Genomic DNA, 25,155 nt, shown 5'->3' with positions numbered 1-25,155 from the left:
TATTCTTATTGTTAGATCTTTTTGTCTATTTAATTGGCATACTACACTAAATTTTTAGTGGTTTTAATCTTTCTGACGATATTATCAGCAATAATTGTCATTTTTTTCAACTGTACTTTTTTTTGTTTAATTGTGATCGGTGCGTACCAATAGGTATCCCAGCAGTTTGCAAACTCTAATAATAAACCTTTAATTTGAGGGGGCATGTTATCATGTTGCTGCAAAAGCTTTCGAGGCGTCACCTGTTGGTAACTTTCACCGCCCTTTTTTAACGTCGCTGTTTGTATTTTTGTAAACAATTTTAGCGCTGGATCTGAGTTATTATGATAGCGACTTAATAAACGCCCCAAAAACCAACTCAGTAACAAGATGAGTAAAATAATAAAACCAGTTAGCGCAGCTTTTAATAGCGGCTGCTGCCCGGTCAATTGCTGCCATAAACTTTGTTGGCTTTGTTGATCATAGTTTAATACCCAGCGCGTCCAATAATAATCTATGCTGGCAAACCAGAGTCGCATTGAACGCACGGCAGGCCAGTCATCAAAACGGCGAACTGTAAACCCTTGTTCGGCATACACTTGCTCAGCGCCTAACACATCTTCAAGCGATAAAGTTAAACGCTCCGGTGAAACCATAGCTGTAGGATCTAGTCGCTGCCACTGTTGGCCTGTCCAGGCTTCAACCCAAGCATGCGCAGAAGATTGATAAACAGAAAAATAATCCGCAGTGGGATTATATTCACCCCCTTGGTATCCCACCACCACCCGAGCCGGTATTTGCGCCAGTCGCAGCATATAAGTTAAAGCACTTGCATAGTGGCCACAAAAGCCAACTTTGCTTGCAAATAAAAAACCATCAATGGGATCTTCTGCTAAATTTGGTGTTGATAAACTATAAACAAATCCCTGAGTTGCAAAATGAGTTAACATTGCTCGAACCAAATCACTATTGTTCGGATAGCTCTGCTGCAACTGAACAACCAGTTGACGTGTTTTGGGATTTCCATTCGCGGGCAATTGCAAAAAGTGCTCCGGTTTAAAATAACTTTTAGTCAATGGTTGATTGAGAGCCGTTTGCACCTGGTAACGTTTTTTTTTATCAACAACTTCAGTTGCCAGTAAGCTATAGTCTGGCATTTGCGCAACTTGGTCACTGGTACTGTAGGCTCTATCTAACGCAAACAACCAGTTTTGCATGCTTGCTTGTGCAATCACTTGATAGTTTATTAAATTTAACCCTGTTAACCGAGCCGAAAAATTCAATTGTCCAGTTTTAACTTGCCGCTGTACCTGCTTCAACAATCGGCTCTGTTGCCACTGCTCACCATTAAATTCATCTAACGTAAAAGCACGCCAGTAAAGCTGTGCTTGCGGCGGCCGCGGCCCATCAAACTCAACGCGAAACGCCAATCCACCGGATTGGCTTAAATTTGCCAGTTCACCAGGTTTAATATGCTCTTGCAGGCCGACAGTTTGTGAACCCACCTGCGGCATTTTCCATAACGCGGGTAATCGAGGAATAAAAATAAACAGCAGCGCCGCCAGTGGCAAACATGCAGCCAATAAAGCGATAAAAGGTTTTAAATTTTTTTTCTTAATCAGAGCCGAGTGACCACAGTGATAGTGGTAAAGTGAATAAATAGAAACACAATTTAATGCCAAAATTAATAATGAATGATGAATTTGATTGTATTGCATCATAACTAGGGCGGACGTAAAAAAACCGACCCACAACAAAGTATATAAAGATCTAACCTGATGTAACTGATATAAAGTAAGTGCTTGTGCCACAAGTAAGAGAACAAATAACATGGTTATCCAGTCTCGCAAAGAGGCCTGCAGCGCAAGAATAACAACTGCCAGCAACTGGATTAGATAGGTCATTCGCCGAGCATGCTTAACATTGCGGGGTTTAAAGATGCGGGCAAAAATACATAAAAGCGTAAACAGCAAACAACCCCAACCTGCTTTATCTAACATATAACAAGCCAAAGCAGCCACTGGCAGCATCATTATCCAGACACTCTGCTCAAGCCGAGAGTTAGTTTTCATCATTGACCTCTGGTTGCAATGCTAATGCCTGCAAACAAAGTTGCCCCTGTGTTTCACCTATACCTGAGGTGATTGTTTGATCGGGTAGAATAAGCGCAAAAGGTAACTCAGTTTTTTGCGCCATCACCACGAGCGCTGCCAACTGACTTAAACGAGTTTCATGTTTGCCAGCTACCGCTTGGTAGTTAAATCTCATAGGTTGTGGCTTTTCCTGACTAAATTCTTTTACTTGCCAAGGTCTTTCTGGCAATGCTTTTTTCCATAAAACACGGCTAACAGGGTCGCCTTTTTGATAATTATTTAATGCAGAAAACACATCATTTTGCAAAGACGATTGTTCGTGGTCAGCACTTTGCCAGGATTTAAAACTGACCTCAGTTTTAGGTAATGCTGGATAGATTAAAACTGACTCACCCAGCGCTGGATAACTCCAGACGGTGAACAAACCAAGCGGTGCACGAGAAAACATTTTAAATCTAGGCAGCTTAAAATAGCCTCTGTTTTCAGGCAGCCAATACAAGTTCACTAAATTCTGCCCCGGTTTAATTTCAGTTTGATGAGTCCCTAAATCGTCTTCCCAGCAAATCGCAAATCTCTCTCTCTCACTTTGTATATTTAACTGCATTTTGACATATTCGCCTAAAAACACAGGCTTTGCCGATAACAATTGCAAAGCAACCCCATGCAAATTATAAAAACTGGCTAATAGGGTGATTAAAAACAAGCTCAGTAATAAATACGCAAACAATAAAATTAAATTGTTTTGGTAATTGGTGGCCAGTAAATAAACGGCTAACATTGCAAACAAACCCGCGTTACCGGCAGCCGATGGCAAGATAAATAACCGCCGGCTAGTCAACCGGACAACCGATGAGCGCGGCAAACGTGTTTGATAAAACCTTTTGGCAAACACAGCTCAGGCAACCGGATCAATGGCTTGCAGCAGAGTCTGACTGAGCAGCACTTTGTTATATGGCTGTGATCCCGCCAACCTATGCTCACAAACCGAAGTGAAAACCGCTTGCAAATCATCTGCAGTTAGATAATTGCGCCCTGCCGTCAGCGCATAAGCTTTGCCTGCTTGCAGCAGGGCCCAAGAAGCCCTAGGTGATAAAGGATGCCGAAATTGCTCACTGGTACGGCTATGGTGCACTAATTTAATTAGATAGTTTAACAAGGCATCACTTGCATGCACCTGCTCCACCATCTGCTGCATTTGTGCCAACTGAGTTAAACTAATGCAAGCAGCTAACTGTGGTTGTTTTTGCACCCCTTGTTTTAACATACTGACTTCATGTTGAGGTGAAGGGTAACCCAGCGAAATACGCATCATAAAACGATCTAACTGGCTCTCTGGCAACGGATGTGTCCCCGCTTGCTCTGCAGGGTTTTGTGTGGCAATGACAAAAAATGGATTAGGTAGCGGATAGGTTTGCCCATCAACTGTGACCTGCTGCTCGGCCATTGCCTCCAACAAAGCACTTTGTGTTTTAGGACTGGCGCGGTTAATTTCATCGGCTAATAAAAGCTGTTTAAAAATAGGTCCGGGGTGAAACTCAAATTTTTGCTGATCACTGCGATAAACTGACACACCCGTAATATCTGCTGGTAATAAATCAGACGTGAACTGAATCCGATTAAAAGACAAAGATAGAGATTCTGCCAGCGCGTGAGACAAAGTAGTTTTACCCATACCGGGTAAATCTTCAATTAATAAATGGCCACGCGCGAGCAAACAACTCAATGCTAACCGAATTTGCGAATGTTTATCTAAAACCCGCTCAGCAACATGATCAATAACCTGCTCACATAAACCAGCCGCTTGTTCTATATCCATCTTGTACAACTCCCATCATTATGGCTGTAGACGACTCACTTGCCACTGTTGGCCTTTTTTGCGATAAATAAATCTATCATGCAAACGATATTCACCACCTTGCCAAAATTCAACAGAATGACAGTTAATGCGATACCCACCCCAATGGCTGGGTCGCTGAATTTTTTCCGTCGGGTGCTCAGCCAACGCGTGATGATATTTTTGCTCCAATTCATCACGGCTACTAATGGTTTGGCTTTGTTGTGAGATAACAGCAGCTACTTGGCTAGAAAAAGGTCGGCTATAAAAGTAGGCATCATTTTCTTGTTCTGAAAGCGGTTCAACTTTGCCCTGAAAAATCACCTGACGCTCGGCTGCTAACCAAGGAAATATAGCACTGATATTTGGATTTGTGGTTAAATCTTGCCCTTTCTGACTGTTTTTATTGGTATAAAATACCAAAGCAGAGTCAGTGGCCGCTTTCATTAAAACGGTTCTTTGGCTTGGTTGTCCCTGCTCATTTACCGTTGCAATAATCATCGCGGTTGGATCTGAAATTTCCTTAATCTGCATCGTCTGCTGCAACCATCGGTCAAACAATTGAAAGGGCGACTCTGTTAAGTCTTGCTCAGATAGACCACTAAGCTCATATTCGCGACGAATTTGGTAAAAGATAGACATTCGGGCTCCTGTTCGGTTAAATATAGCCTCTTTTAGAAGTTACCATATAAGTACTTTATAACAAGGCCAGTGTATTATGCCATTTTACCTGAAATCATCACAAATCCCTGCACTCAAAGACTACTCATTCACCGAACGAGCACATATTATTCAATATGCGCTAAATATGCTGACGGTACCAGAAAAATTTATCCTGAATATTAGTAAATTAATTATTTTAGCCCCGGTATTTGTGCTTATTGCACGATTTCAGGAGTGGTGGATGTTGATTCCTATGTTGATTACGGGTATTTGTTACCCTTTGATCACTAACCCAATCCAGCTTAATATGGCGTGTCGTCATCTAGATCAGGCTTTAGCAAGTTGGAAAGCAGATCAGTCTCACTGAGCTTTTGGTAAACAAACTTCAAAACCGGCGCCCCCTAAACTGGCGTCAAAAACTCTCACTTGCCCATGATGTAAAAGGCAGATACGTTTCACTATGGCTAACCCCAAACCAAATCCTTCTTGTTGGGCATTGCGCTGGAGGCGATAAAAAGGACTGAACACTTTTTTTCGCTCTGCAAGAGGAAGACCTGGACCATCATCTTCAACGCAGAGCGTTAAATTGTCTGCCTGCACGGCCAAAGTTAGCCGGATCTGTTGTTGTGCAAATTTGTCGGCATTGCTGAGTAAGTTTTGCATCAGGCGTTCAAACAAAAAACCATCACAACGCCACTCAAAGTCGTCGGATAATCTTGTTTCAATTTTCACGGGGTGGCTTAAAGTGGCAGCATAGTTGCGCGCTATTTGTAAAATAGGAACAGGCTCAAGAGCCAGAACTTGGTTGCTTTGCTCAAACTTAGCGTATTGCAATAACTCATCAACCAGACTTTGTAATTTATTGACGTCAGCCTCTACTTGTTCACGTAAGTCTGGCTCAGAAATTGATAGAAGGGCAAATTTAAGCTTGGCTAACGGCGTTCTTAGATCATGACTAACAGCATTGATCATAAGTTTCTGTTCTTCAATTAAGCGTTCAATTTGGCGCGCCATAAAATTAAAGTTATCGCCCAACTGAGCAACCGATGAAGTGGCTGAAAGTTTAACTTTGGTATCTAATTGGCCGCTTGCGAACAGCTGGGTTGCTTTGCTGAGTTTTTTTAAATCTCGCCATAATGGCCAGGTCCAAAGGGCGATAAAAACCGCTAAAAATAAATAAGATAATAGACGCAATAACATTTTAGTATGGCCAAGGACCTGCTCTTGAGCCAAGGTATCTGGCAAGGGCCCCAACATCAAATAAGTTTGCAGCGCGGCGATCGGCTGCAACGCAATAGCTTGATTATTGGCGTTGTATATAATCAAGGTTTGTTTAGCCTCTGCACTGTTTTTAGGCCCAGCAAAGTCGTCAAATGCGATTGCTTTAACTGGCCATTGCTGGCTCTGCGTTAGTTGCCTCAATCGCTGTTGCAGTTGGATTTCGTTATTCACCCCCAACACAGCCACTTGTGCCATTTTTTTTAATTGCTCGTGCTGGGGTTCGGGTAATAAAGCCTGCCAAACTTTTTCGCCCCCCCAGCCAATCAGCAGCAATCCCAGCACAACCAATACATACAAACTCACAAAAAGACGCTGCACTAGTTATTCCCACGCGGTTGGACTAAACAAATACCCTTTTCCCCATACTGTAATAATTCGGTATGGTTTTTTTAAATCGTCAAATAGTTTTTTTCGTAACCTAGAAATACGCACATCGACACTACGGTCCAAACCATCGTACTCGCGTCCTATCATTTTCAGGTGCACAAATTCCCTGGTTTGAACCTGCCCCGGATGACTTGCAAGTAAGCACAACAACTCAAACTCATGGCTGGTTAAATCGATAGGCTGATTGTCGTATTCCACTAACCGGCTATTTTTATCAATGCTTAAACGACCAAAAGTTAAACGTTCTGATTTTTCTAATCCTGGACGGCAACGGCGCAACACCGAATGAACTCTGGCTAATAGAACCTTAGGTTCAACCGGTTTTACTAGATAATCATCTCCGCCTAAATCTAAACCATTAATTTGATCGCCATCAGAATCACGTGCCGTTAAAAATAAAATTGGCGTATTTAAGTGGCGTCGAATATTTCGACATAAGGTAAAACCATCACTATCAGGTAAATTAATATCGAGCAAAATTAACGCCGGTGGGTCGCTTAAAATGGCCTGCAATGCTTGTTTGCCTTCACTAAAACAAATCACCTGAAAGCCATTATCAATCAAAAATGCTTTAACCAAACTGGCTAACCGCTGATCATCTTCAACAAGTACAATTTGTTGCATTAAAATAGACTCCAGTCTGAATGTAAGCGATTCCGATAACGCGCGGGGGTTTTGCTGACCAGTTCAATGCCCTGGCTTGCAATTGGCTGCTCTTCTAACCACAAATAAAATTGGGTCGACTCGCTTAACTTAAACTTTAACATCAACTCACCTTGTGCCTCTAACCCACAGTGTAGTTGTTGCTGTTCTTGATACAAACACAACAAACCAGACGCTGCCGCTGGCAGCAGCCACTCAAAACGTACTTGGGTATGGCAAACTTGGCCGCTTTGCTCAACCTGACATAATGCAGGTGAAATTTTAAAATATACATCAGCCATTCCATGAGAATATGGCAAATAACAAACGAATAAAAATAAACCAACCCAAAAGCGAGTTTTAAAACGCATAATTTAAGCCGATAAAACGGATAGTCCGCGCATCATCTGCAATCATAGGGCTGGCCGTTAGTGTATTGTCCAGTTTTTGGTACTGATAAAATGCAAGCATTTTCCACGCTTCAGTTAATGGATAAGCGGCTGATAATCGCGCGTACGGTAAATTAAGTTGCCCGGGTTGATACCACAAAGCTTGAGTTTTTGTATCTTTATCACTTACCCCATAATAATAGTTTGCTAAATCACGACTTTTCCAGAGCCAACCTAAATGAGCGGACAACATTAGTTTTTTAAAGCGCCATTGATGTTTGTACTCAAGCGACGCATGAAAACCATCATAAACTGAATTAATATCATGCATTAAACGCATACGGATGCTTTGCTGGCTGCTAATAAACCAATGACCTTGTATACCAACGTCAATAGCGAGCCGGCGGCTGCTAAGATCTCGCCAATTGATAACAGATTTATGAGTTTCGTCAGACTCTATTTCATCTGGTGACTTTTGCCAATATTGCAGATCATCATTTGCATCAGGTGGTGAGTTAGGCGAGGAGTCAGCTTCAGAAAAGCTCAAATTACTTTGTGCTGTGCTAAGAAAAAAATTATTTGGGTGCCAGTCAGCAAAGTGCGCGTATTCAGCATTTAATTGGCTGATAATTGACACTGAATAGTTTGTTTGTTGCAGAACAGTGTAACCGAGATCACCGTTATCAAAGTACCAGTTTTCACCATAATAATAGGCAGATGGGACTAAATAAAGCGTAAAGTCATCCGCTTGTGAGAGTGGGTTCGAGAGTTTGCCATAACCGCCAGACAGCGAAAAATTCCATTGCCCGACCTCTACTTTTTCAGCCGCATTAAGCTCACCCAACGTCAAAATTGATAAGCAGCAAAAAAATATGGGGTTAAAACGATTTAAGATATTCACAGCCAACTCAAAGTTTATGATTTTCAAACTGGCTTAATCTAACACGCTAGCTTACTTTTGCCAGCTTAGATTACATTTAGTTACAAAAGTGTAAAAGTCGCCGCAGCGACTTTTATTCAGGCAGACAGTTAAACTTAAGCAAGTAAGCTTTTTAATTTTTCGCTAACCTGATCAACTGGCTGAGTACCATCAATGCTATAAAAACGAGTTTCTCCGTTTTCTGCTTGTTTTTTGTAGTAGTCAACTAAAGGCTGAGTTTGCTCATGGTAAATAGCTAAGCGCTTTTTAACAGTTTCGGGCTCATCATCAGGACGAACAATCAAATCTTCGCCCGTTTCATCGTCTTTGCCTTCAACGGCAGGCGGATTATAAACAACATGATAAACACGGCCAGAAGCAGGGTGTACACGGCGGCCACTCATACGTTCAATAATGACGTCATCAGCCACATCAAATTCAAGCACACAATCAATTTGAATACCACTTTCAACCATAGCATCTGCTTGAGGGATGGTGCGTGGAAAGCCATCCAATAAAAAGCCATTTTCACAATCAGGTTGAGCAATTCTTTCTTTAACTAAGCCGATAATGATATCGTCAGAGACCAATTGGCCTGCATCAATCACTTTTTTAGCTTCTAAGCCGAGTGTTGTGCCAGCTTTGATTGCGGCTCTGAGCATATCACCGGTTGAAATTTGTGGGATGCCAAATTGGTGCATCAAAAATTGCGCCTGAGTGCCTTTACCTGCCCCTGGGGCACCTAATAAGATGATTCGCATAAAGTCCTCTATATCAAAAATAAACTGCCGCGAACAATACAACGAAGGGGTGCAAGATACAAGACAAAAACAAAAAAACGGGCCTAAGTGGCCCGCTTTTGTTGTAATTTTAGCGCGTTTGTTAGCTAACTTGTAAAAGAAGTTTATTTAAACGACCAACAAACTCTGCTGGATTTTCTAACGAGCCTCGTTCAGCTAAAGTCGCTTGATCCAATAAAACCTCAATCCAATCACCAAACTTTTCTTCATCGGTTTCGTCTGCGATACGCTTAACCAGGTTGTGTTCTGGGTTAAGCTCAAAGATATATTTGGTTTGTGGTACTTCTTGTCCTGCTGCTTCTAACAACTTAGCCATTTGGGTATTCATGTCGTGCTCATCTGTCACGATAACAGCTGGCGACTCTGTTAAACGATGTGAAACTTTAACGTCTTTTACTTTATCACCTAACGACTTTTTGGCTCGTTCAATAAAGCTTTCAAACGCTTTTTCAGTTTCTTCTTGCGCTTTTTTGGTCTCTTCGTCATCTAAATCAGACAGATCTATATTTGCTTTAGCCACGTGCTGGAATTGTTTTTCGTTATACTCAGTTAAGTGAGACATCATCCATTCATCAACACGCTCCGACATTAATAATACTTCGATGCCTTTTTTGCGGAAGGCTTCTAAATGTGGGCTGTTTTTAGCTGCAGCGAAACTATCCGCAGTGATGTAATAAATCTTCTCTTGCCCGTCTTTCATACGTGCTAGGTATTCATCTAAAGATACATTTGGCTTGTTTTCATCTGTATGGGTTGATGCAAAACGGAACAGCTTAGCGATTTTATCTTTGTTGGCAAAATCTTCCGCTGGGCCTTCTTTTAAAACATTGCCAAATTCTTTCCAGAAAGTTGCGTAGTTTTCGGCATCGTTTTCAGCCATTTTGGTTAACATCTGCAAGACGCGTTTTACATTACCGGCACGAATATTTTGAGTAATTTTATTGTCTTGTAAAATTTCACGCGATACGTTCAATGGTAAGTCGTTTGAATCAACTAAGCCTTTCACAAAACGTAAATAGCTAGGCATAAACTTTTCAGCATCATCCATAATAAACACACGCTGAACATACAGTTTAATGCCATGTTTCACGTCGCGATTCCACATATCAAAAGGTGCACGCTTAGGAATATATAATAAGCTGGTATATTCTGTTTTACCTTCTACTTTATTGTGCACCCACTTTAATGGCTCATCAAAATCATGCGCAACGGTTTTATAAAACTCTTTATACTCTTCGTCGCTAATGTCTGATTTTTCTCGTACCCAAAGTGCTGTGCCTTTGTTAATGGCTTCCCATTGACCTGGTGTCGCTTCAATTTTGTTCCCATCGTCATCTTCAGACGCTTCAGTACCCTCTTTCCACATTTCTACTGGAATACCTATGTGGTCGGAATAGCGGGTAATGATAGAACGAACTTTCCAGTCATCTAAAAATTCTTTTTCGTCTTCTTTAAGGTGGAGAATGACTTCAGTACCACGATCTTTTTTATTAATCTCACCAATAGTGAACTCACCGTCCCCTTTTGAGTACCATTCAACACCTCTGTCAACTTCTTCACCTGCGGCACGAGTGCGCACAGTGACCGCATCTGCAACAATAAATGATGAATAAAAACCAACCCCAAATTGGCCAATCAGTTGCGAATCTTTAGCCTGGTCACCAGTTAACTGACTAAAAAATTCTTTGGTTCCAGATTTAGCAATGGTCCCTAGGTGTTCGATGACTTGATCACGAGTCATGCCAATGCCATTGTCGGCAATCGTCACTGTACCCGCTTCTTTATCAACGCTGACCCTAACCCGTAATTCACCGTCGCCTTCGAACAGGCTATTGTCAGAAAGGGCTTTAAATCTTAATTTATCAGCTGCGTCAGAGGCGTTAGAAACTAACTCTCGTAAAAAGATTTCTTTATTTGAATAAAGAGAATGAATCATCAGCTGTAAAAGCTGCTTTACTTCGGTTTGAAAACCATGCGTTTCTTTATGCGCTACTTCGCTCATCGAACACGTCTCCTGTCTTATCAATTAGGCTGTTTTATTCGGTTATAAATAGGAATAATCTAGTGCTAAGTTAAGTAGGGCCGAGCAGAGAGCTTTTCAAGCAATAAATTTAAATTATTTAAATTTGTGTGCGTCCACTAAACGCATGTGAGAGTGTGCGGCTGTCTGCGTTTGCCAGTTCGCGACCTGCCGAAAGTCCCTGAGCTAATCTAGTGACTTTGCAGGCATGCTGCTTAGCAAACTGACTGATAAAGTAGCTAGTAGCTTCACCTTCTACGCTGGCAGGTAACGCTAAAATCAGCTCACCGTGGGCAGAAAGTTGTTTGCTTAACTGTTCCAGCTGATCCAGTTTCAATTCTTCTGCACCTATCCCGTCAATGGGAGACAAAAGGCCATGAGTGACAAAATAACTGCCTTGATACAAACTCGCTTGTTCAAAAGACAATACATCTAATGGTGAAGAGACAACGCATATTTGCTCTAACTTAATCCGTTCAGGTTGCTGGCATATATGGCAAATGTCTGTTTGACTGTAGTTTTGACAACGCTGGCAGCGATGAATATGGCTCACCGCTTGTTGCAGAGCCGAAGCCAGCGCTGTTGCTCCCGCTTTATCTTCTAATAATAAAAACGCCATTCGCTGAGCCGACTTAGGCCCAACACCCGGTAACAAGCGCAATGCTTGAATAAGTTCTTCTAGAATTGGAGGGAGCACAATATATACCTAATTTAAAAAGGCATTTTAAAACCCGGTGGTAATTGCATACCGCCGGTCACTTCTGCCATTTTTTCTTTGCTTTGCGCTTCGACACGACGCACTGCATCATTTACAGCCGCAGCAACCAGATCTTCGATCATTTCTTTATCGTCATCCATTAAATCAGGATCTATGGTAACGCGCTTTACATTGTGGTTGCCCAACATAGTGACTTTGACCATGCCAGCACCCGCTTCACCAACCACTTCCATTGTTGCGATTTCTTGCTGCATTTGCTGCATGCGTTCTTGCATTTGTTGTGCTTGTTTAAGCATGTTACCCATGCCACCACCTTTAAACATAGTTTCCACCTTTCTAATTAACTATACTGACTATAATGCTTTAATCGATTCATCGATCACTTCGGCTGCAAAGGTTTCTGTTAACAAAGCGACCTTTTGATCGTTGTGAATCAGGTTGCGCGCATATTTTAAACGCGTTAAATCGATTTGTTTTTGAATTTCATGCGGGCTACTCACCTGCGCTTGAATCCCTTTTAACCTAACTTGTATTGTGCGACCTAAAACTTGACTCACTTGCTGCTCAACTTCAGCAAAAAATGCGTCTGAATTTAAGTGTTTTTGACTCTCCGAGAGCGTTAACTCACAGCTGTCTTGCGTGATATCTGCTTGGCAATGTAACATCAATTGGCGCTGTAGGCCCGTTAGCTGTGTTTTATCTACTAGGTCAGCCCAACTATCAACTTCACGAGCAAATTTAATCCCTTCTTCAACAGCTTGTTGAAGCTGGTATTGTTCGATAATATCGGGCCTTTCTATTACCGTTTCTGCCTGTAAATCTTGGACTTGATCCCCTGTTGACGCTCCTTGTGCGGCATCATCTTGCGGTTGGATATTTTGCAGCTGACTTAACGACTCAGAATAGGCTCGATAGTTTTCTTCATAAGACGAGTTGTCTACTTCAGCATCTTGCTCGATAAAATCGGCCTCATCGGCAGCCGTATTTATTTGCTCTATACCTTGCTCTGCCATCTCTGTTTGAGCAAGTGAAGTGCTTTTAGACTGCTCGCTAATTGGCTCAGGTACAGGCTCAGAGTCAAAGCTAAGAACTGTATCTGGCTTGACCGCAGCTTGACTCGTTTTGTCGCTGCCATTTTTGCCTTGCAAATTTTGTTTTTTCTGACGTATGCCCTGCATGAGAGCGTGCATCTCGATACCCGTTGCCATTGATGACTCTCGGTCGTCATTCAGATCAGGTTGCGACGGCGGCGTTTCAGGTACCGCCGAGCTGGGGTGCATAGAATCGGCCAAAGATTCAATTTGCATGAGCTGAGCATTTAATGAATCCAATTCAGATTCGTCCACTAATATATTCGGTGATACTGCTGCAGCTAAGTCGGTATCATTATCAAGCAACTCAGTGTCAGCCGGCTCAAGGGCTTCAGGTTTAGCCACTGGGGTCTCTATAGCCGGATTGTCGCTCGTAGAATTTTTTGCAGTTTTAACTTCGTTTAAATCGGTTTGTTTTGCTCGCGGTGTTTCTAAATTAAGAGTGTCTGTTGGATCGGGTTCGATCTGGCTGTCTTTTTTAGATTCGCTATTCGTTTCATTCGTATCTAAAACCGCTTTATCTATCGCTGGTTGAGCAGGCGGGTGTTGCGCAAGTTTCGTTGGTTCAGTTGTCACCACTTTTTCGGCAACTTGAGGTGTTGCACCCGTCGGCTCAGTTTTTAAAGTTTTTTTTTCGTTTGCAGCGGCGCTAATAGAGGTCACAGAAAAACCATCTAAATTGGCTGGTGTAAACGACAATAAACGCAAAACCGTCATTTCTAAGCCAGCTTTTGGCGATACCGCAAAAGGTAAATCTCGCCGTCCATTCAGACATATTTGATAATAAACCTGAACCAATTCAGCTGGCCACTGAGCTGCTGCTTCGTATAGGGCCGGTAAAATTTTCCCCGTCAACATTTGATACTCAGGCACAGATTGCAATAGCGCAACTTGATGAAAACAGGTTAATAACGCTTGCAAAGACTGAGCCGGATCAACTCCTTGTAAACTGAGCTCTTCGATGATTTTTAACGCATCTGAAATGTTTTGCTCAGCGATTGCCAGAAACAACCGCATCACTTGCTGTTCATCTAACAAACCCAGCATGTCTTGCACAATTTCTGTTGTTACTTTGTTGTTACCCTGCGCCACTGCCTGATCAGTTAAACTTAATGCATCTCGCATACTGCCATTCGCCGCTTCGGCCAATTTGGCCAATGCATCTTGGCTATATTCTATCTGTTCAGCTGAGAGTACTTTTTGCAACTGCTGGACAATTTGCTCGCCCGTCATGGCTTTTAGCGTAAACTGCAAACATCGAGATAAAATGGTCACCGGAAGTTTTTGTGGGTCGGTCGTCGCTAGTAAAAATTTAACATGTTCTGGTGGCTCTTCTAAGGTTTTTAGCAACGCATTAAATGAGTGTTTAGACAGCATGTGTACCTCATCGATTAGATACACCTTGTAGCGTCCTTGGGTAGGACTATATTGCACATTGTCTAAAATTTCGCGGGTATCTTCGACTTTGGTGCGTGATGCTGCGTCTATCTCAACTAAATCAACAAAGCGTCCTTCATCAATCGCAACACAGTTTTGGCATTGGCCGCAAGGCTCTTCGGTTACACCATTTAGGCAATTCAAACTTTTGGCAAAAATTCGTGCAATCGTGGTTTTTCCCACACCGCGCGTGCCAGTGAATAAATATGCATGGTGTAATCTTTGATTTTTTAGCGCATTAGAGAGCGCCGCGACAACATGTTCTTGTCCCATTAATTGGGCAAACGTTTGTGGGCGCCATTTTCGAGCCAATGCCTGGTAACTCATCTTTGATTTAATCTCCGTCGAATGACACTAAACTAAAGGCTTGCACACCAAGCTGTTGTATTTTATCCACACCACCTAAATCAGGGAGTGCAATTACAAAAGCAGCATGTTCAACTTTAGCCCCAAGTGAGCGAGTTAAATGAATAGCGGCTTCCATGGTACCACCCGTTGCGATCAGGTCGTCTACTAATAACACATTATCATTATGATCAATAGCATCTTTATGGATATGAAGTTCATCTTCGCCATATTCTAACGCATATGTTTTTGCGAGTGTTTCACGCGGCAATTTATTGGGTTTACGAGCCAATACAAAACCGGCTTTTAATACATGTGCAACCGCAGCTCCAAAAACAAAACCTCGTGCTTCGGCACCAACAACTTTAGTAATGTTTTTATCTTTATAAACGCGGGCAAGCATATCGACTGATGCTGCAAAAGCCTGACCATCTTCGACCAAGCTAGTAACATCTCTAAAATTCACCCCAGGTTTAGGGTAATTAGGGATGCTTTTTATACTGGATTTAATAAGATCCAGCTCAGACTGACTAAACATTTTATCTTCCACTTTTTTCAACAGACGGCATTAAAAGCAAAGTTACGATAAAATGCAAGTTATGCAGAGATTATGCGACGATCTGTGTTTGATATTTGTTCAATTCCTGCAAAATACAGTCCACTTGAACAGGTTTAGCAAACCATGACAAATCAAAATGCTTTAAAAAATGCTTAACCTTTTCACTGGTATCCGTTGTCAGTATTAATATTTGCTCAGGTTGATAAGCAAAATCTCGCATCAGGTTTTCTGCGAGTTTAAAACCATCAATAAACGGCATTTTATAATCGCTGATCACAAAATCAAAATTTGCTTTTTTGAGGCAATTCATTGCCTCTAAACCATTGCTGGTTTCGGTAACAAAAAAGTTATGCGATCTTAGGACTTCAGCAAGTTCCATTCGCACAGCATCACTATCATCCACTAGTAATATATTCATAACTCAGCCTTTTATTTTTTATCATTGTAGACAGAGTTCCAATCATAAAGTTCGCTAAAACTTATCTTGAAAACACAACATACCAACCTAAAACAGCCGGTAATAAGGGCAATGCGATAGTAACTGCAACTGCAGCTAGTAAGTGCAATACATTAGACGTTTCTGCTTGTTCATTATGATGTGCCATATTGGACTCCGTTTTAAAATTGTTCACGCGCCAGAAGTATACCTTCATCCGCCAAGGTTGCAAGACTATCTCTCAATCCAGCAATGATCACTTCAAAGTCTTGCTTTGGCATCATTTGCTGCATTGAATCAGCAAGCTTATACAACCGATTGCTGTTGTTTTGTTTAATCAACTCCAACACACAAGCAGTAGCTGCGCTGACTTCGCTGAACGCAGCCTTATACGGGGTTTTTAGATAAACGATCAAATAGGTAGTGCTTTTTGATTCTGTTGGTCGCCATTGCTGGCTAATTTTATGCACGGGATAAGGGTAGCTAACTAATTGAGCTGTAGGTGCAAGATAGAATGATTGCTCGGCAACTTGGTTTAAATTAGCCTGTTTAAACAAGTGACTCGTTTGCATGATTTCCATTTCTAGCCATTCGTAATGTGCCAGTTCTTGTATAAAAACTGGATCTTTTACAGTCATTTTATATTCATGCTGAAGAAAAGTTAAAAACTCATTCCGTAAATCAGTAAAATACGGAGATTTGTTCTGGTGCTGATTAAAAAATTGACCACACATCGATTGCCAATCAGTATTTGAATACAAACTGGCCAATACCGGAAATGCCTGTTTTACAAAACCTGAAATGTTATTAAAAAATAAATCCTGGTAGATAGCTAAACGCCGACTTTCTATCGCCAGTTGATGTGCGCTTGCCGGATTTCGAATAGCATTTGCAAACGCTTTTTGCGTTTTTATGAAATCGCTAGAAGCCATTATTTAACCCGCTTGCTGCTGTATTTGTTTTATTTTATCTACTTCAGAAAACAGTGTCATTAAAGATGGCATGTTAAAATCCCTTTCTAATACGGTTGGAAAAACACCATGAACCTGATACGCATGTGCTAATAAATGCCAAACCTCATCAATTACAGCGCTGGCATGTGTATCTATAATAAGATCCTCTGCTTCATTATAGTGACCAGCAACATGACCATAAACAATATGTTTACTCGGCAGTTGACGGATAAACTCAAAAGGATCGTAACCATGATTTACCGAATTAACATAAACATTATTGACATCTAATAGAAGTTTAGCGCCGCTATTTGCAAGCACACCTTTAATAAAGTCCAACTCGCTAAGAGAGTCATCCAAATAAGTATAAAACGAAATATTTTCTAACACTAGCGGACGTTCTAATATGTCTTGCACCCGCTTGATCCTTGCCACTGTATGTTCAACAGCTTCGTCAGTAAATGGCATCGGCATTAAGTCATAAAGGTGTCCGTCGGAAGAGCAATAGCTTAAATGCTCAGAGTAAACTTCTATCTGATAACGATCCAAAAACTGTTTGACCGTTTTAACAAAATCGATATCTAACGGATCTGGACTGCCAATAGACAGTGATAAACCGTGGCAGCTGATTGCATAGCGCTCAGCAAGCTGCTCAAATAGAGGTTTGGCAGAGCCTGTATACTTAATCCAGTTTTCTGGTGCGACCTCTAAAAATTGATACGGTGCTTGTTCAGTGTTTAAAAGTGAGTTGATAAACTCCCGCCTTAATCCTAAACCCGCACCCCTGACCTGTTTAAACAAAAGCAATCAACCTATTTAGCGCTACCGCATTTACCTTCACCACATTTTCCCTCTCGATCTTTTTTGGCTGCACCGCATTTTCCTTCACCACATTTAGCTTCATGGTCTTTTTTGGCTGCACCGCATTTGCCTTCACCACACTTAGCTTCATGGTCTTTTTTGGCTGCACCGCATTTGCCTTCACCACACTTAGCTTCATGGTCTTTTTTGGCCGCACCGCATTTGCCTTCACCACACTTAGCTTCATGGTCTTTTTTGGCCGCACCGCATTTGCCTTCACCACACTTAGCTTCTGCTGCTGATACCTCATAACCGGTAGCTAATAATTCAACTGAAAAAGGATTCGATTGAGCATTAAATCCCGCCAATGAACCTATTACAACAGCACCGACTGTTGCCGCAACAGTGTGTTTTTTAATTTGAGTCATACCAGTATTCCGCCATTATTAAAAATAACTATTAGATTTAAACGATTGTTATTGAATAAGACCCGAAACAAGAGAAAAATATTCAATGTTTCTTAAAAACAAAAAAGGAGCCATTGGCTCCTTTTTTAACTTGCTGATGAGAATTAAATTAAATGTCTACACCTTTACGGTTTGCAGTGTCTTTAATATAACCTAACCAACCTTGAGCCATACGCTTATGTTGCTTAGATTCTAAGCTTTCTTTAGCATATTGATAGGCTTTTTTGTAATTGCCTGAATAAAAGTTTGCTTCAATTAAAGCAACTTTTATTGCAGCAGTTTTCTCGCTGCCCATATCAATCGCTTTTTCATAAGAGGCAATCGCTTGTTTATACTGCTCAGATAAGCTTAACAAGTCGCCAGCTTTTTTATAATGCTCAGGATCATTGCTTAATTTACCGGCAGCCAAATACGTATTTGCAGCATCTTTATACTCAGAAGCTTGGTGATAATAATTAGCCGTAACCGCAAGGTTTTTGGCATCTTTAGTTATCGTACCCGCTTTCATGTGCTCTTCCATAGTTTTTGCCGCTTTATACGGAATACCATAGATTGAATACAGTTGAGCTAAGATCTTAAAGTGAGACTCTTTTTCCAAGAAGCCTTGCTTGTCAGCTAATTCAAATGTTGACAAAGCTCGTTGGTAATCCTCTTCAATCAAATAAAATTGGCCTAAAGGTAACCACCACTTTTTATCTTTTGGAAAATATTCCAAAGCTGCTATACAAACTTCAATTGCTTTATCATATTTCTTTTGATCAACAAAAGCTGACATTTTAATTTGATAAATATCGGCTTTTGGCTCTTCAGCATATTTAATAGCCATATCAGCTTGTTCTACGGTTTTATCGTAGTTTTTTAACTGATAATAACTTAACGCTTTGTGCGTATATACTTGAGGATCATGCTTTTCAGTGAACTTAAACCATTCATTGTAATTATCAATTGCAGCCTGATATTTTTCTTGTTGAAGACTCAATACAGCAAGAATTTTTAACGTCCCTGCTTGGTCATCCCAGCTCAAAACATCTAAATCGACAGCATATTTGATTTTATCAATGGCTTTATCATAGTCACCTTCTTGCGCATAGAGCTTACCAATTAATTGGGCTAAAAAAGCTTTATCAAACTCTTTTTTCGGCTCTATTTCTTCAAGTATACGAATGACTTCTGCGGTAGAAGCTTTTTCTTCACCGTCCTCGCCACCTGTCAGCATTCCAATGGCTTCACCCACCTTCTTACCGACATTTTCTGACATAACCTCTACAGGCCTTGCCTTTTTCTTTTCTGCCAGCGTTTGCGCATTCACCACAACAGGCGTAATAGTCGCAGTTGCAGTAAAGCCCACTAAAACAGCAGATAAAATCAATCGTGACAGTTTCATAATGTCTCCGGATTGAGCCCGCTCGTAAGCGGGCTATACCTATCAATCAAACAGAACCCAAACCTATTTTGCTAAGGTAAAGTCAAGACGCACTGTTAAGCCAGGCTGCTTGACGGGTTTACCATCAACAATTTTTGGTTTGTACTTCCACTTACCCAGAGCTTTTCTTGCTTCACGGTCAAAGATACGGCGAGGTTCAGAGTTGATTACTTCTACATCCGTTACCCCACCTACTTCGTCAATTGTAAAGCTCAGCTCTACCCATCCTTCAATACCATCACGGGCCGCTTGAGGTGGATATCTTGGTTCAATTCGAACGATTGGCGTTGCGTCACCATCTTTCATCATAGCGCCACTGATATCACCCAGTCCGACATCTACTCCACCCGTATTCACATTTGGTACGTCCAGATTGATACCACCTGCATCAGCCTCAGTCGTTTCCGGCTCAGCCTGTTGAGGCGGAGGCGGCTGCTGTGGTGGCGGAGGCGGCGGTGGTGGCGTCCTGGTCCTTTCTTGCACAGAATCACTTGGTTTCTGCATCACGATGTCAATTCTAGGAGCCTCTTCACCTGCGTCAGGTCCCCTCTGGTTGTTGGCAATCAAAGATGCCATTAGTACAAACAGACCGAATGTTATCGCGATGCCTATTGGTATGGATAACAGTAGGCGGATCATATTATTTTTTCCCCGCAACTACGATTTTATCAATACCGGCCGCTTTGACTTGATCCATGACTTTCATAACCTTGCCATGTTTCGCCTCTTTATCAGCCTGAACGATAACAGTATCTGTGGCTTGCTCTGCTAACAGTTTTTCAAGGTTAGCTTGAACGCGCTCTACATCAACCATACGCTTGTCCATCCAAATGTCGCCGTTTTCATTAATCGCAATGAAAATATTAGCTTTTGGTTGTGCTTTAGACTGACTTGCTTCCGGTTTATTTACTTCAATACCTGCTTCCTTAACAAAAGAAGTGGTTACGATAAAGAAGATCAACATGATGAATACGATGTCCAGCATCGGCGTCATGTCGATCGCTGCATCTTCTTCTTCTCGGCGATGTCTACGTGCCATAATAATTCTCTCTAGTGATGTGGCATACTATCCACTAATTTCTCAGTTTCCACGCGAACGCGAGCCTCAATCCTGGAGCTAAAGAAAACTCCCGACAGCGCTGCAACCATTCCAGCCATAGTTGGAATTGTTGCCATGGAAATACCCGATGCCATCAAACGTGGGTTACCGGTACCTTGCACAGCCATAACTTCAAACACTGAAATCATACCTGTTACGGTGCCAAACAATCCGATTAAAGGACACACTGCAACCAGGGTTTTAATCAAAAGAATTCTGGCGTTCAGTAATTCTGATGCTTCCGAAATCCAGGCATCGCGCATTCTATGCGCATACCAAGAAGTGGTATCTTCACGTGCATCCCAACGATCAACGATTTCTTTTTTGCGTTTAGGAAATTCTATAAACATAAACCAGTATCGTTCAATCATCAGAATCCACATGACAGCTAGCACCCCGAAGACGATCCATAGTACATCGCCCCCGGTTGATATAAATCCCCTGACAGTTTCCCAAAGTTCTATCAGGAATAACATATTATGCTCGCTCCCGCTCCGCGTGTGCAGCTACGATGCCCGCGCTTTGCTCTTCTAATACATGAACGATTGACTTGCTCTTAGCAGCAGTAATGCTGTGCAAGAAAATCAGAGGTAATGCAGCGATCAGACCTTGTGCTGTTGTTACCAATGCCATAGAGATATCACCCGCCATGATTTTAGGGTCACCGGTACCAAATAGCGTAATTGATTGGAAAGTACCAATCATACCCGTTACTGTACCTAATAGACCTAATAGCGGAGCAATAGCGGCTAGAATCTTGATAACATTAACACCACGTTCAATTGACGGTGTTTCACGCAAGATAGCTTCGTCTAATTTCAGCTCAAGCGTTTCGGTATCAACATTTTTGTTTGAGTTGTAAACACCCAAGATACGACCCAGAGGGTTTTTCTCTGAAGGTTTTTCAGGATTTTTAAGCTGTTTACGGATTTTACCACCAACAACTGTTAACGTAACGAAGCGCTCAAGAGAGATTAAGATACCGATCAATAGAACCACTGTGATCACGTAACCTGGTAAACCACCTTGATGATAACGTTCCATCATAGTCGCTTTTTGTTTGAAGATATCTAAGATAGCGCCACGAGACGGGTCAAGGTATAAACCAGTGAAACCAGAATCTAAACCGTTAAAATCACTAACTGAAGCAACCATGTGGCTTTCTGGCTGACGGCCTAATGGCTCAATTTGGTTACTTTCTGAGTTAAACTTTAAGTACTCATCTTCACCTAACAAGTTGAAGCTACCAACACGGGTAACTGTTTTAACAGATTCAGAACCGTCTAAACCAGTTACGTTAGCATCAAACTTAACAACTTTACCTGATTGAGTCATTTCTGTTTGCAGGGCAAACCACAACTCTTCTAACTCAGACAAGTTAGGTAATTCTTTAGCTTCAGCTAAACGTGCTAAAACGTCAGTACGGTTAGAAAACTCTGGTTGTGCACTTACAATTGAAGTAGCAACACGACCTAAGGTTTCACCAGACGCTTGACGTACAACACCAAACATTTCACCTAAAGTACCTTTAGCATCTTCTAGCTCTTTAGTTTTGTCTGTGATTCGAGTTTCGTTATCAGCAAAATTTTGTTGCAACTGCTTTTGACGCTTTTGTTCTGCGTCTAATTCAGCTTTTGCTTTGTTCAACAGAGCTTGCTTTTGATCGCGCGCTGCGCGGAATTCAGCTTCACGCTCTTTATTGATTTTAGTTTCTGAAATACGATCTGCTTTAACTTGCTCTAATAACTGGTCTAATGCATCGTTTGCGGCATATGAGCCGAAAGATACAACTGACAGAGCGATAGCTGAAGCAGTAAGAATTGACTTAAACTTTTTCATTATTCTGCACTCTCCGCTGCAAATACTGGCACTTCGATAAGATCAGGTGCAACCTGCTTCTTAGCCATTCGAATGATCTTGGTAACTGGCTTGTTATATTCATCACCTAATTCAACCCAAGTTCTAGCGTCGTTGTCCCAAACCCAAGAGTTTTTCAAATCAAGTGATTGAGCGATTAATGCAACACGACCGATGTGAACCATATCTACTGTAATATCGTTCAATTTGCCTTGGTAGGCTGAAATAGCAGAGCCGTAATCGTTTTCGATTTGATAGGCTTCAAGCACCTGGCGGTAACGTTCAGAAGTTGTGATATCAGGATCTGACATTAATTCACGAATACGCTCAACACGTGCTTTACGTGCTTCAACTTCCACTGGAATATCTAATTCAATAAACTTTTCCAGTGAATCGAGCATTTTATACATTAGAGGAACAACACCTTTTTTGGTGTCTTCGATCCCATCAATCTGATTTTGCAAAGATTGGATCTTTTTCTCTTGGTTATTAACCAATTTTTGTACATGGTCGTTGTACATACGAAGATTATCAGTTTCGTCGACAACCTGACGGTATTCACTCAACAGATCGACAGACTGCTCGAACATTGAATCTACTCGTTTTTGCGACTTAACAGCGGCATCATGAATAGCACGCTCTTCTTTGTGCAGGTCTTCCACCTGATCTGCAGATACAGCTGGTGCCAAAGTCATGGCACATGTGACAGCTATTGCAGAAGCGAGTTTTTTGCTTTTTATCATCTTTGACACGATTCCCAATATATTTTGTTTGGAACTTAATTAGCTGTGGCGGACATTGATAACATAACCGCTAAAACATTTTATACTGTTTGTTAAAAACAGAAACAAATCTTCTACCAAATGTATCAAACTGTCAACCTAGCCACTCGACTGCTTTTTTTGATCTCCAAATGGTAGACCAAAGTTTTTTATTGGATGCTGTTAAATCTTAGCTAAAGTCATAGGTAAAATGCAAAGAGTTTTCTATAAATTAGTAATAATTTTGGTATTTTCTTCGAATATGTTAACAAAAAAAGGAAATATTAGACGGCTAAAACGTTATAGTTATGCAATTTGGTGATATTTTGACGATTTTATATACTTTTTGATGATAATTGAGTAGATAATATTTTTTTTGTTTATGGTGTTTATTCAAACTGGGTTATAAAAAGCCAGCAATTTTAGGCTGGCTTTGAAGAAAAAACTAACAAAAGATTACATTTTTTCCATGCGCTCTATGCCAAGAAGGGATAGGCCTAGATCAAGCACTTTGGCGGTCCAGCGTGACAACGCCAAACGACTGTGTTTGTCTGCCTCCAAAGTATCTTCTTTAAGTATTGGACATGCCTCATAGAAACTCATATACAAACTTGATACTTCATATAAGTAGGAACATAAAAGGTGAGGAAGCGCTTCTGCTGTAACGACCTCTAATGTATCTTCAAGCTGTAATAGTTTTATCGCAAGTGCTTTTTCTTGCGGTGCTTGCAATTGAATTTGTCCATCAAGCTGCGCAATATCGATACCCGCTTTACGGAAAATAGACTGAATGCGAGTATAGGCATATTGTAAATAAGGTGCTGTGGCCCCTTCAAAACTCAACATATTTTGCCAGTTAAAAATGTAGTCACTGGTTCTATGTTTTGATAAATCGGCAAATTTAACTGCACCTATGCCAACCTTACGTGCCACTTCTTGACGCTCTTCATCGGTTAGATCGGTTTCTCGTTCAGCTAAAAGCGCCGCCGCGCGGCTAACCGATTCATCTAGGAGCTCAGCAAGCTTAACCGTACCACCGGTTCGAGTTTTAAATGGTTTGCCGTCTTCGCCCATCATAGTACCAAACGGATGGTGCTCTAAACTGATACTTTTATCAACTAAACCAGATTTTTTTGCAATTGTGAAAACCTGATTCATATGCAATGACTGCCTTGCATCTATAAAATACAAATTTCGGTCGGCTTTTAGCGTTTTACTGCGATATTTAAGCGCAGCTAAATCGGTCGTTGCATATAAAAAACCGCCACCAGATTTTTGCACAATAACCGGTGATGGTTTGCCTTCTTTGTCGGCTAATTCTTCTAAAAAGACAACTTTTGCGCCTTGGTCTTCAACTGCAAGTCCTTTTTTGACCAACTCATCAATAATATTTTGTAAATCTTCGTTATAGGCACTTTCCGGACGTATATCTTCACGCGTTAAAGTAACATTTAACTTCTTGTAGACTTCTTCACTGTGGCGCACTGAAATTTCGATAAACTCTTGCCATAATGCTTTGCAACGGGCATCACCCGATTGCAATTTAACAACATACTCTCGTGCTTTATCAGCAAAGTCAGCTTCATCATCAAAACGTTTTTTAGCATCTCGGTAAAAACCTTCTAAGTCAGCCAGCGCAACTTCAGCAACCGAGTCTTGTTTTAAGGTATCTTCCAAGTGCGCTATTAACATTCCGAACTGAGTACCCCAGTCACCCATATGGTTTTGGCGAATGACTTTGTGACCTTGAAATTCTAATGCTCGAACAACAGCATCACCTATGATAGTTGAACGTAGGTGGCCAACATGCATCTCTTTAGCCAAGTTAGGTGACGAATAGTCTACAACACAGGTTTGTTTTTGTTTCACCGGTGCAACCGCGCAGCGATCATCGTCAAAATGAGTGTTCAATTGATCAGCCAACCACTCACTCGACAAAAAGATATTGATAAAACCGGGACCAGCAATTTCTACTTTTTCGGCGATTTCGGTTAAATCTAACTTTGCTAACACCTGTTCAGCCAAGGCTCTGGGGTTTGTTTTAAGCTGCTTCGCTGCGGGTAAAACACCATTGGCTTGGTAATCCCCGAACTTGGCTTGTTTTGAATACGCCACTTGAGCTGTAAAATCGGCGGGAATACCAGCCTCGAGCATTGCCGCTTGTACTTTTTCCGCTAAAATTTGTTTTATTTTCATCAATA

Annotated in this window: 27 protein-coding genes; 1 reads left to right on the top strand and 26 read right to left on the bottom strand. The window is 41.4% G+C overall.

Translation table 11 applies throughout. The annotated features are described in order from the left end of the window. Positions 1–41: 41 nt before the first annotated feature. From C727_RS0105835 to pdxH, 4 genes are read right to left on the bottom strand one after another with little or no spacing between them, the layout of a single operon-like run. The gene (locus C727_RS0105835; protein WP_081579184.1) at positions 42–2,054 is read right to left on the bottom strand and encodes a transglutaminase TgpA family protein; all 2,013 of its coding nucleotides are present in this window, start codon (positions 2,052–2,054) and stop codon (positions 42–44) included. Then, positions 2,041–2,964: a DUF58 domain-containing protein gene (locus C727_RS0105830; RefSeq protein WP_017444689.1), complete on the bottom strand. Its 924-nt coding sequence runs from the start codon at positions 2,962–2,964 to the stop codon at positions 2,041–2,043. Before C727_RS0105830 ends, C727_RS0105835 begins: the two co-directional genes overlap by 14 nt. Positions 2,965–2,967: 3 nt before the next feature. Continuing rightward, on the bottom strand, positions 2,968–3,888 hold the full coding sequence (locus C727_RS0105825) for an AAA family ATPase (RefSeq protein ID WP_017444688.1): 921 nt from the start codon (positions 3,886–3,888) through the stop codon (positions 2,968–2,970). An 18-nt stretch (positions 3,889–3,906) separates the two neighbouring features. Beyond that, entirely contained in the window at positions 3,907–4,548 is a 642-nt protein-coding gene (gene pdxH / locus C727_RS0105820; protein ID WP_017444687.1) for a pyridoxamine 5'-phosphate oxidase, read from the bottom strand. Positions 4,549–4,624: 76 nt separating this feature from the next. On the opposite strand from pdxH, the gene C727_RS0105815 reads away from it, so the two are divergent. Continuing rightward, positions 4,625–4,936: a DUF6170 family protein gene (locus tag C727_RS0105815; protein WP_017444686.1), complete on the top strand. Its 312-nt coding sequence runs from the start codon at positions 4,625–4,627 to the stop codon at positions 4,934–4,936. Here C727_RS0105815 and C727_RS0105810 read toward each other — a convergent pair. From C727_RS0105810 to argS, 22 genes are all read right to left on the bottom strand, one after another. After that, positions 4,930–6,168, bottom strand: coding sequence for an ATP-binding protein (locus tag C727_RS0105810; protein WP_017444685.1), 1,239 nt, complete (start codon positions 6,166–6,168; stop codon positions 4,930–4,932). The genes C727_RS0105815 and C727_RS0105810 overlap by 7 nt on opposite strands. 3 nt (positions 6,169–6,171) lie before the next feature. After that, on the bottom strand, positions 6,172–6,861 hold the full coding sequence (locus C727_RS0105805) for a response regulator (protein WP_017444684.1): 690 nt from the start codon (positions 6,859–6,861) through the stop codon (positions 6,172–6,174). Next, a complete protein-coding gene (locus C727_RS0105800; RefSeq protein ID WP_017444683.1) occupies positions 6,861–7,250 on the bottom strand; it encodes a DUF3019 domain-containing protein in 390 nt (129 codons plus the stop codon). Before C727_RS0105800 ends, C727_RS0105805 begins: the two co-directional genes overlap by 1 nt. Continuing rightward, a complete protein-coding gene (locus C727_RS0105795; RefSeq protein ID WP_162131387.1) occupies positions 7,240–8,169 on the bottom strand; it encodes a MipA/OmpV family protein in 930 nt (309 codons plus the stop codon). Before C727_RS0105795 ends, C727_RS0105800 begins: the two co-directional genes overlap by 11 nt. A gap of 134 nt (positions 8,170–8,303) precedes the next feature. Next, entirely contained in the window at positions 8,304–8,948 is a 645-nt protein-coding gene (gene adk, locus C727_RS0105790) for an adenylate kinase (RefSeq protein ID WP_017444681.1), read from the bottom strand. 121 nt (positions 8,949–9,069) lie between these two features. After that, positions 9,070–10,989 carry a molecular chaperone HtpG gene (gene htpG / locus C727_RS0105780; protein ID WP_017444679.1) on the bottom strand — a complete coding sequence of 640 codons (1,920 nt, stop codon included), beginning with the start codon at positions 10,987–10,989 and terminating at the stop codon, positions 9,070–9,072. 118 nt (positions 10,990–11,107) lie between these two features. After that, the gene (gene recR / locus C727_RS0105775) at positions 11,108–11,704 is read right to left on the bottom strand and encodes a recombination mediator RecR (RefSeq protein ID WP_017444678.1); all 597 of its coding nucleotides are present in this window, start codon (positions 11,702–11,704) and stop codon (positions 11,108–11,110) included. A gap of 14 nt (positions 11,705–11,718) precedes the next feature. Then, the gene (locus C727_RS0105770) at positions 11,719–12,048 is read right to left on the bottom strand and encodes a YbaB/EbfC family nucleoid-associated protein (protein ID WP_017444677.1); all 330 of its coding nucleotides are present in this window, start codon (positions 12,046–12,048) and stop codon (positions 11,719–11,721) included. 30 nt (positions 12,049–12,078) lie between these two features. Next, complete coding sequence (dnaX, locus tag C727_RS0105765) at positions 12,079–14,580, bottom strand: DNA polymerase III subunit gamma/tau (protein ID WP_017444676.1); 2,502 nt, start codon at positions 14,578–14,580, stop codon at positions 12,079–12,081. A 7-nt stretch (positions 14,581–14,587) separates the two neighbouring features. Further along, entirely contained in the window at positions 14,588–15,136 is a 549-nt protein-coding gene (gene apt, locus C727_RS0105760) for an adenine phosphoribosyltransferase (RefSeq protein ID WP_017444675.1), read from the bottom strand. A gap of 70 nt (positions 15,137–15,206) precedes the next feature. Then, entirely contained in the window at positions 15,207–15,575 is a 369-nt protein-coding gene (locus C727_RS18095; RefSeq protein ID WP_017444674.1) for a response regulator, read from the bottom strand. Between the two features lie 61 nt (positions 15,576–15,636). Next, positions 15,637–15,762 carry a hypothetical protein gene (locus C727_RS19880; protein WP_017444673.1) on the bottom strand — a complete coding sequence of 42 codons (126 nt, stop codon included), beginning with the start codon at positions 15,760–15,762 and terminating at the stop codon, positions 15,637–15,639. Positions 15,763–15,775: 13 nt separating this feature from the next. Further along, on the bottom strand, positions 15,776–16,525 hold the full coding sequence (locus tag C727_RS0105745) for an HvfC family RiPP maturation protein (protein ID WP_017444672.1): 750 nt from the start codon (positions 16,523–16,525) through the stop codon (positions 15,776–15,778). A gap of 3 nt (positions 16,526–16,528) precedes the next feature. Beyond that, positions 16,529–17,347 carry an HvfB family MNIO-type RiPP peptide maturase gene (locus tag C727_RS0105740; protein WP_017444671.1) on the bottom strand — a complete coding sequence of 273 codons (819 nt, stop codon included), beginning with the start codon at positions 17,345–17,347 and terminating at the stop codon, positions 16,529–16,531. Between the two features lie 11 nt (positions 17,348–17,358). Next, positions 17,359–17,775, bottom strand: coding sequence for an HvfA family oxazolone/thioamide-modified RiPP metallophore (locus C727_RS0105735; protein WP_017444670.1), 417 nt, complete (start codon positions 17,773–17,775; stop codon positions 17,359–17,361). A gap of 148 nt (positions 17,776–17,923) precedes the next feature. Then, the gene (locus tag C727_RS0105730) at positions 17,924–19,198 is read right to left on the bottom strand and encodes a tetratricopeptide repeat protein (RefSeq protein WP_017444669.1); all 1,275 of its coding nucleotides are present in this window, start codon (positions 19,196–19,198) and stop codon (positions 17,924–17,926) included. Between the two features lie 63 nt (positions 19,199–19,261). Beyond that, on the bottom strand, positions 19,262–19,876 hold the full coding sequence (locus C727_RS0105725) for an energy transducer TonB (protein ID WP_017444668.1): 615 nt from the start codon (positions 19,874–19,876) through the stop codon (positions 19,262–19,264). Between the two features lies 1 nt (position 19,877). Beyond that, complete coding sequence (locus C727_RS0105720) at positions 19,878–20,276, bottom strand: ExbD/TolR family protein (RefSeq protein WP_017444667.1); 399 nt, start codon at positions 20,274–20,276, stop codon at positions 19,878–19,880. 11 nt (positions 20,277–20,287) lie between these two features. Continuing rightward, positions 20,288–20,812: a MotA/TolQ/ExbB proton channel family protein gene (locus C727_RS0105715; RefSeq protein WP_017444666.1), complete on the bottom strand. Its 525-nt coding sequence runs from the start codon at positions 20,810–20,812 to the stop codon at positions 20,288–20,290. A gap of 1 nt (position 20,813) precedes the next feature. Further along, positions 20,814–22,175: a MotA/TolQ/ExbB proton channel family protein gene (locus C727_RS0105710; protein ID WP_017444665.1), complete on the bottom strand. Its 1,362-nt coding sequence runs from the start codon at positions 22,173–22,175 to the stop codon at positions 20,814–20,816. After that, positions 22,175–22,936 (bottom strand): DUF3450 domain-containing protein, encoded by a 762-nt coding sequence (locus tag C727_RS0105705; RefSeq protein WP_017444664.1) that lies wholly within the window; start codon positions 22,934–22,936, stop codon positions 22,175–22,177. Before C727_RS0105705 ends, C727_RS0105710 begins: the two co-directional genes overlap by 1 nt. A gap of 474 nt (positions 22,937–23,410) precedes the next feature. After that, a complete protein-coding gene (argS, locus tag C727_RS0105700) occupies positions 23,411–25,150 on the bottom strand; it encodes an arginine--tRNA ligase (RefSeq protein WP_017444663.1) in 1,740 nt (579 codons plus the stop codon). Positions 25,151–25,155 lie beyond the last annotated feature (5 nt).

The sequence above is a fragment of the Gayadomonas joobiniege G7 genome, assembly GCF_000300815.1.
Taxonomy (GTDB): domain Bacteria; phylum Pseudomonadota; class Gammaproteobacteria; order Enterobacterales; family Alteromonadaceae; genus Catenovulum; species Catenovulum joobiniege.
The sequence above is the reverse complement of the archived record's forward strand: the minus strand, read 5'-3'. Positions and strand labels throughout refer to the sequence as shown.

What these genes read in the sequence shown, in the direction of transcription:
- C727_RS0105835 (WP_081579184.1), bottom strand. Translation starts at nt 2,054, where the DNA reads ATGATGAAAACTAACTCTCGGCTTGAGCAGAGTGTCTGGATAATGATG.
- C727_RS0105825 (WP_017444688.1), bottom strand. Translation starts at nt 3,888, where the DNA reads ATGGATATAGAACAAGCGGCTGGTTTATGTGAGCAGGTTATTGATCAT.
- pdxH (WP_017444687.1), bottom strand. Translation starts at nt 4,548, where the DNA reads ATGTCTATCTTTTACCAAATTCGTCGCGAATATGAGCTTAGTGGTCTA.
- C727_RS0105815 (WP_017444686.1), top strand. Translation starts at nt 4,625, where the DNA reads ATGCCATTTTACCTGAAATCATCACAAATCCCTGCACTCAAAGACTAC.
- C727_RS0105805 (WP_017444684.1), bottom strand. Translation starts at nt 6,861, where the DNA reads ATGCAACAAATTGTACTTGTTGAAGATGATCAGCGGTTAGCCAGTTTG.
- C727_RS0105800 (WP_017444683.1), bottom strand. Translation starts at nt 7,250, where the DNA reads ATGCGTTTTAAAACTCGCTTTTGGGTTGGTTTATTTTTATTCGTTTGT.
- adk (WP_017444681.1), bottom strand. Translation starts at nt 8,948, where the DNA reads ATGCGAATCATCTTATTAGGTGCCCCAGGGGCAGGTAAAGGCACTCAG.
- htpG (WP_017444679.1), bottom strand. Translation starts at nt 10,989, where the DNA reads ATGAGCGAAGTAGCGCATAAAGAAACGCATGGTTTTCAAACCGAAGTA.
- C727_RS0105770 (WP_017444677.1), bottom strand. Translation starts at nt 12,048, where the DNA reads ATGTTTAAAGGTGGTGGCATGGGTAACATGCTTAAACAAGCACAACAA.
- dnaX (WP_017444676.1), bottom strand. Translation starts at nt 14,580, where the DNA reads ATGAGTTACCAGGCATTGGCTCGAAAATGGCGCCCACAAACGTTTGCC.
- apt (WP_017444675.1), bottom strand. Translation starts at nt 15,136, where the DNA reads ATGTTTAGTCAGTCTGAGCTGGATCTTATTAAATCCAGTATAAAAAGC.
- C727_RS18095 (WP_017444674.1), bottom strand. Translation starts at nt 15,575, where the DNA reads ATGAATATATTACTAGTGGATGATAGTGATGCTGTGCGAATGGAACTT.
- C727_RS19880 (WP_017444673.1), bottom strand. Translation starts at nt 15,762, where the DNA reads ATGGCACATCATAATGAACAAGCAGAAACGTCTAATGTATTGCACTTA.
- C727_RS0105745 (WP_017444672.1), bottom strand. Translation starts at nt 16,525, where the DNA reads ATGGCTTCTAGCGATTTCATAAAAACGCAAAAAGCGTTTGCAAATGCT.
- C727_RS0105735 (WP_017444670.1), bottom strand. Translation starts at nt 17,775, where the DNA reads ATGACTCAAATTAAAAAACACACTGTTGCGGCAACAGTCGGTGCTGTT.
- C727_RS0105730 (WP_017444669.1), bottom strand. Translation starts at nt 19,198, where the DNA reads ATGAAACTGTCACGATTGATTTTATCTGCTGTTTTAGTGGGCTTTACT.
- C727_RS0105725 (WP_017444668.1), bottom strand. Translation starts at nt 19,876, where the DNA reads ATGATCCGCCTACTGTTATCCATACCAATAGGCATCGCGATAACATTC.
- C727_RS0105720 (WP_017444667.1), bottom strand. Translation starts at nt 20,276, where the DNA reads ATGGCACGTAGACATCGCCGAGAAGAAGAAGATGCAGCGATCGACATG.
- C727_RS0105715 (WP_017444666.1), bottom strand. Translation starts at nt 20,812, where the DNA reads ATGTTATTCCTGATAGAACTTTGGGAAACTGTCAGGGGATTTATATCA.
- C727_RS0105710 (WP_017444665.1), bottom strand. Translation starts at nt 22,175, where the DNA reads ATGAAAAAGTTTAAGTCAATTCTTACTGCTTCAGCTATCGCTCTGTCA.
- C727_RS0105705 (WP_017444664.1), bottom strand. Translation starts at nt 22,936, where the DNA reads ATGATAAAAAGCAAAAAACTCGCTTCTGCAATAGCTGTCACATGTGCC.
- argS (WP_017444663.1), bottom strand. Translation starts at nt 25,150, where the DNA reads ATGAAAATAAAACAAATTTTAGCGGAAAAAGTACAAGCGGCAATGCTC.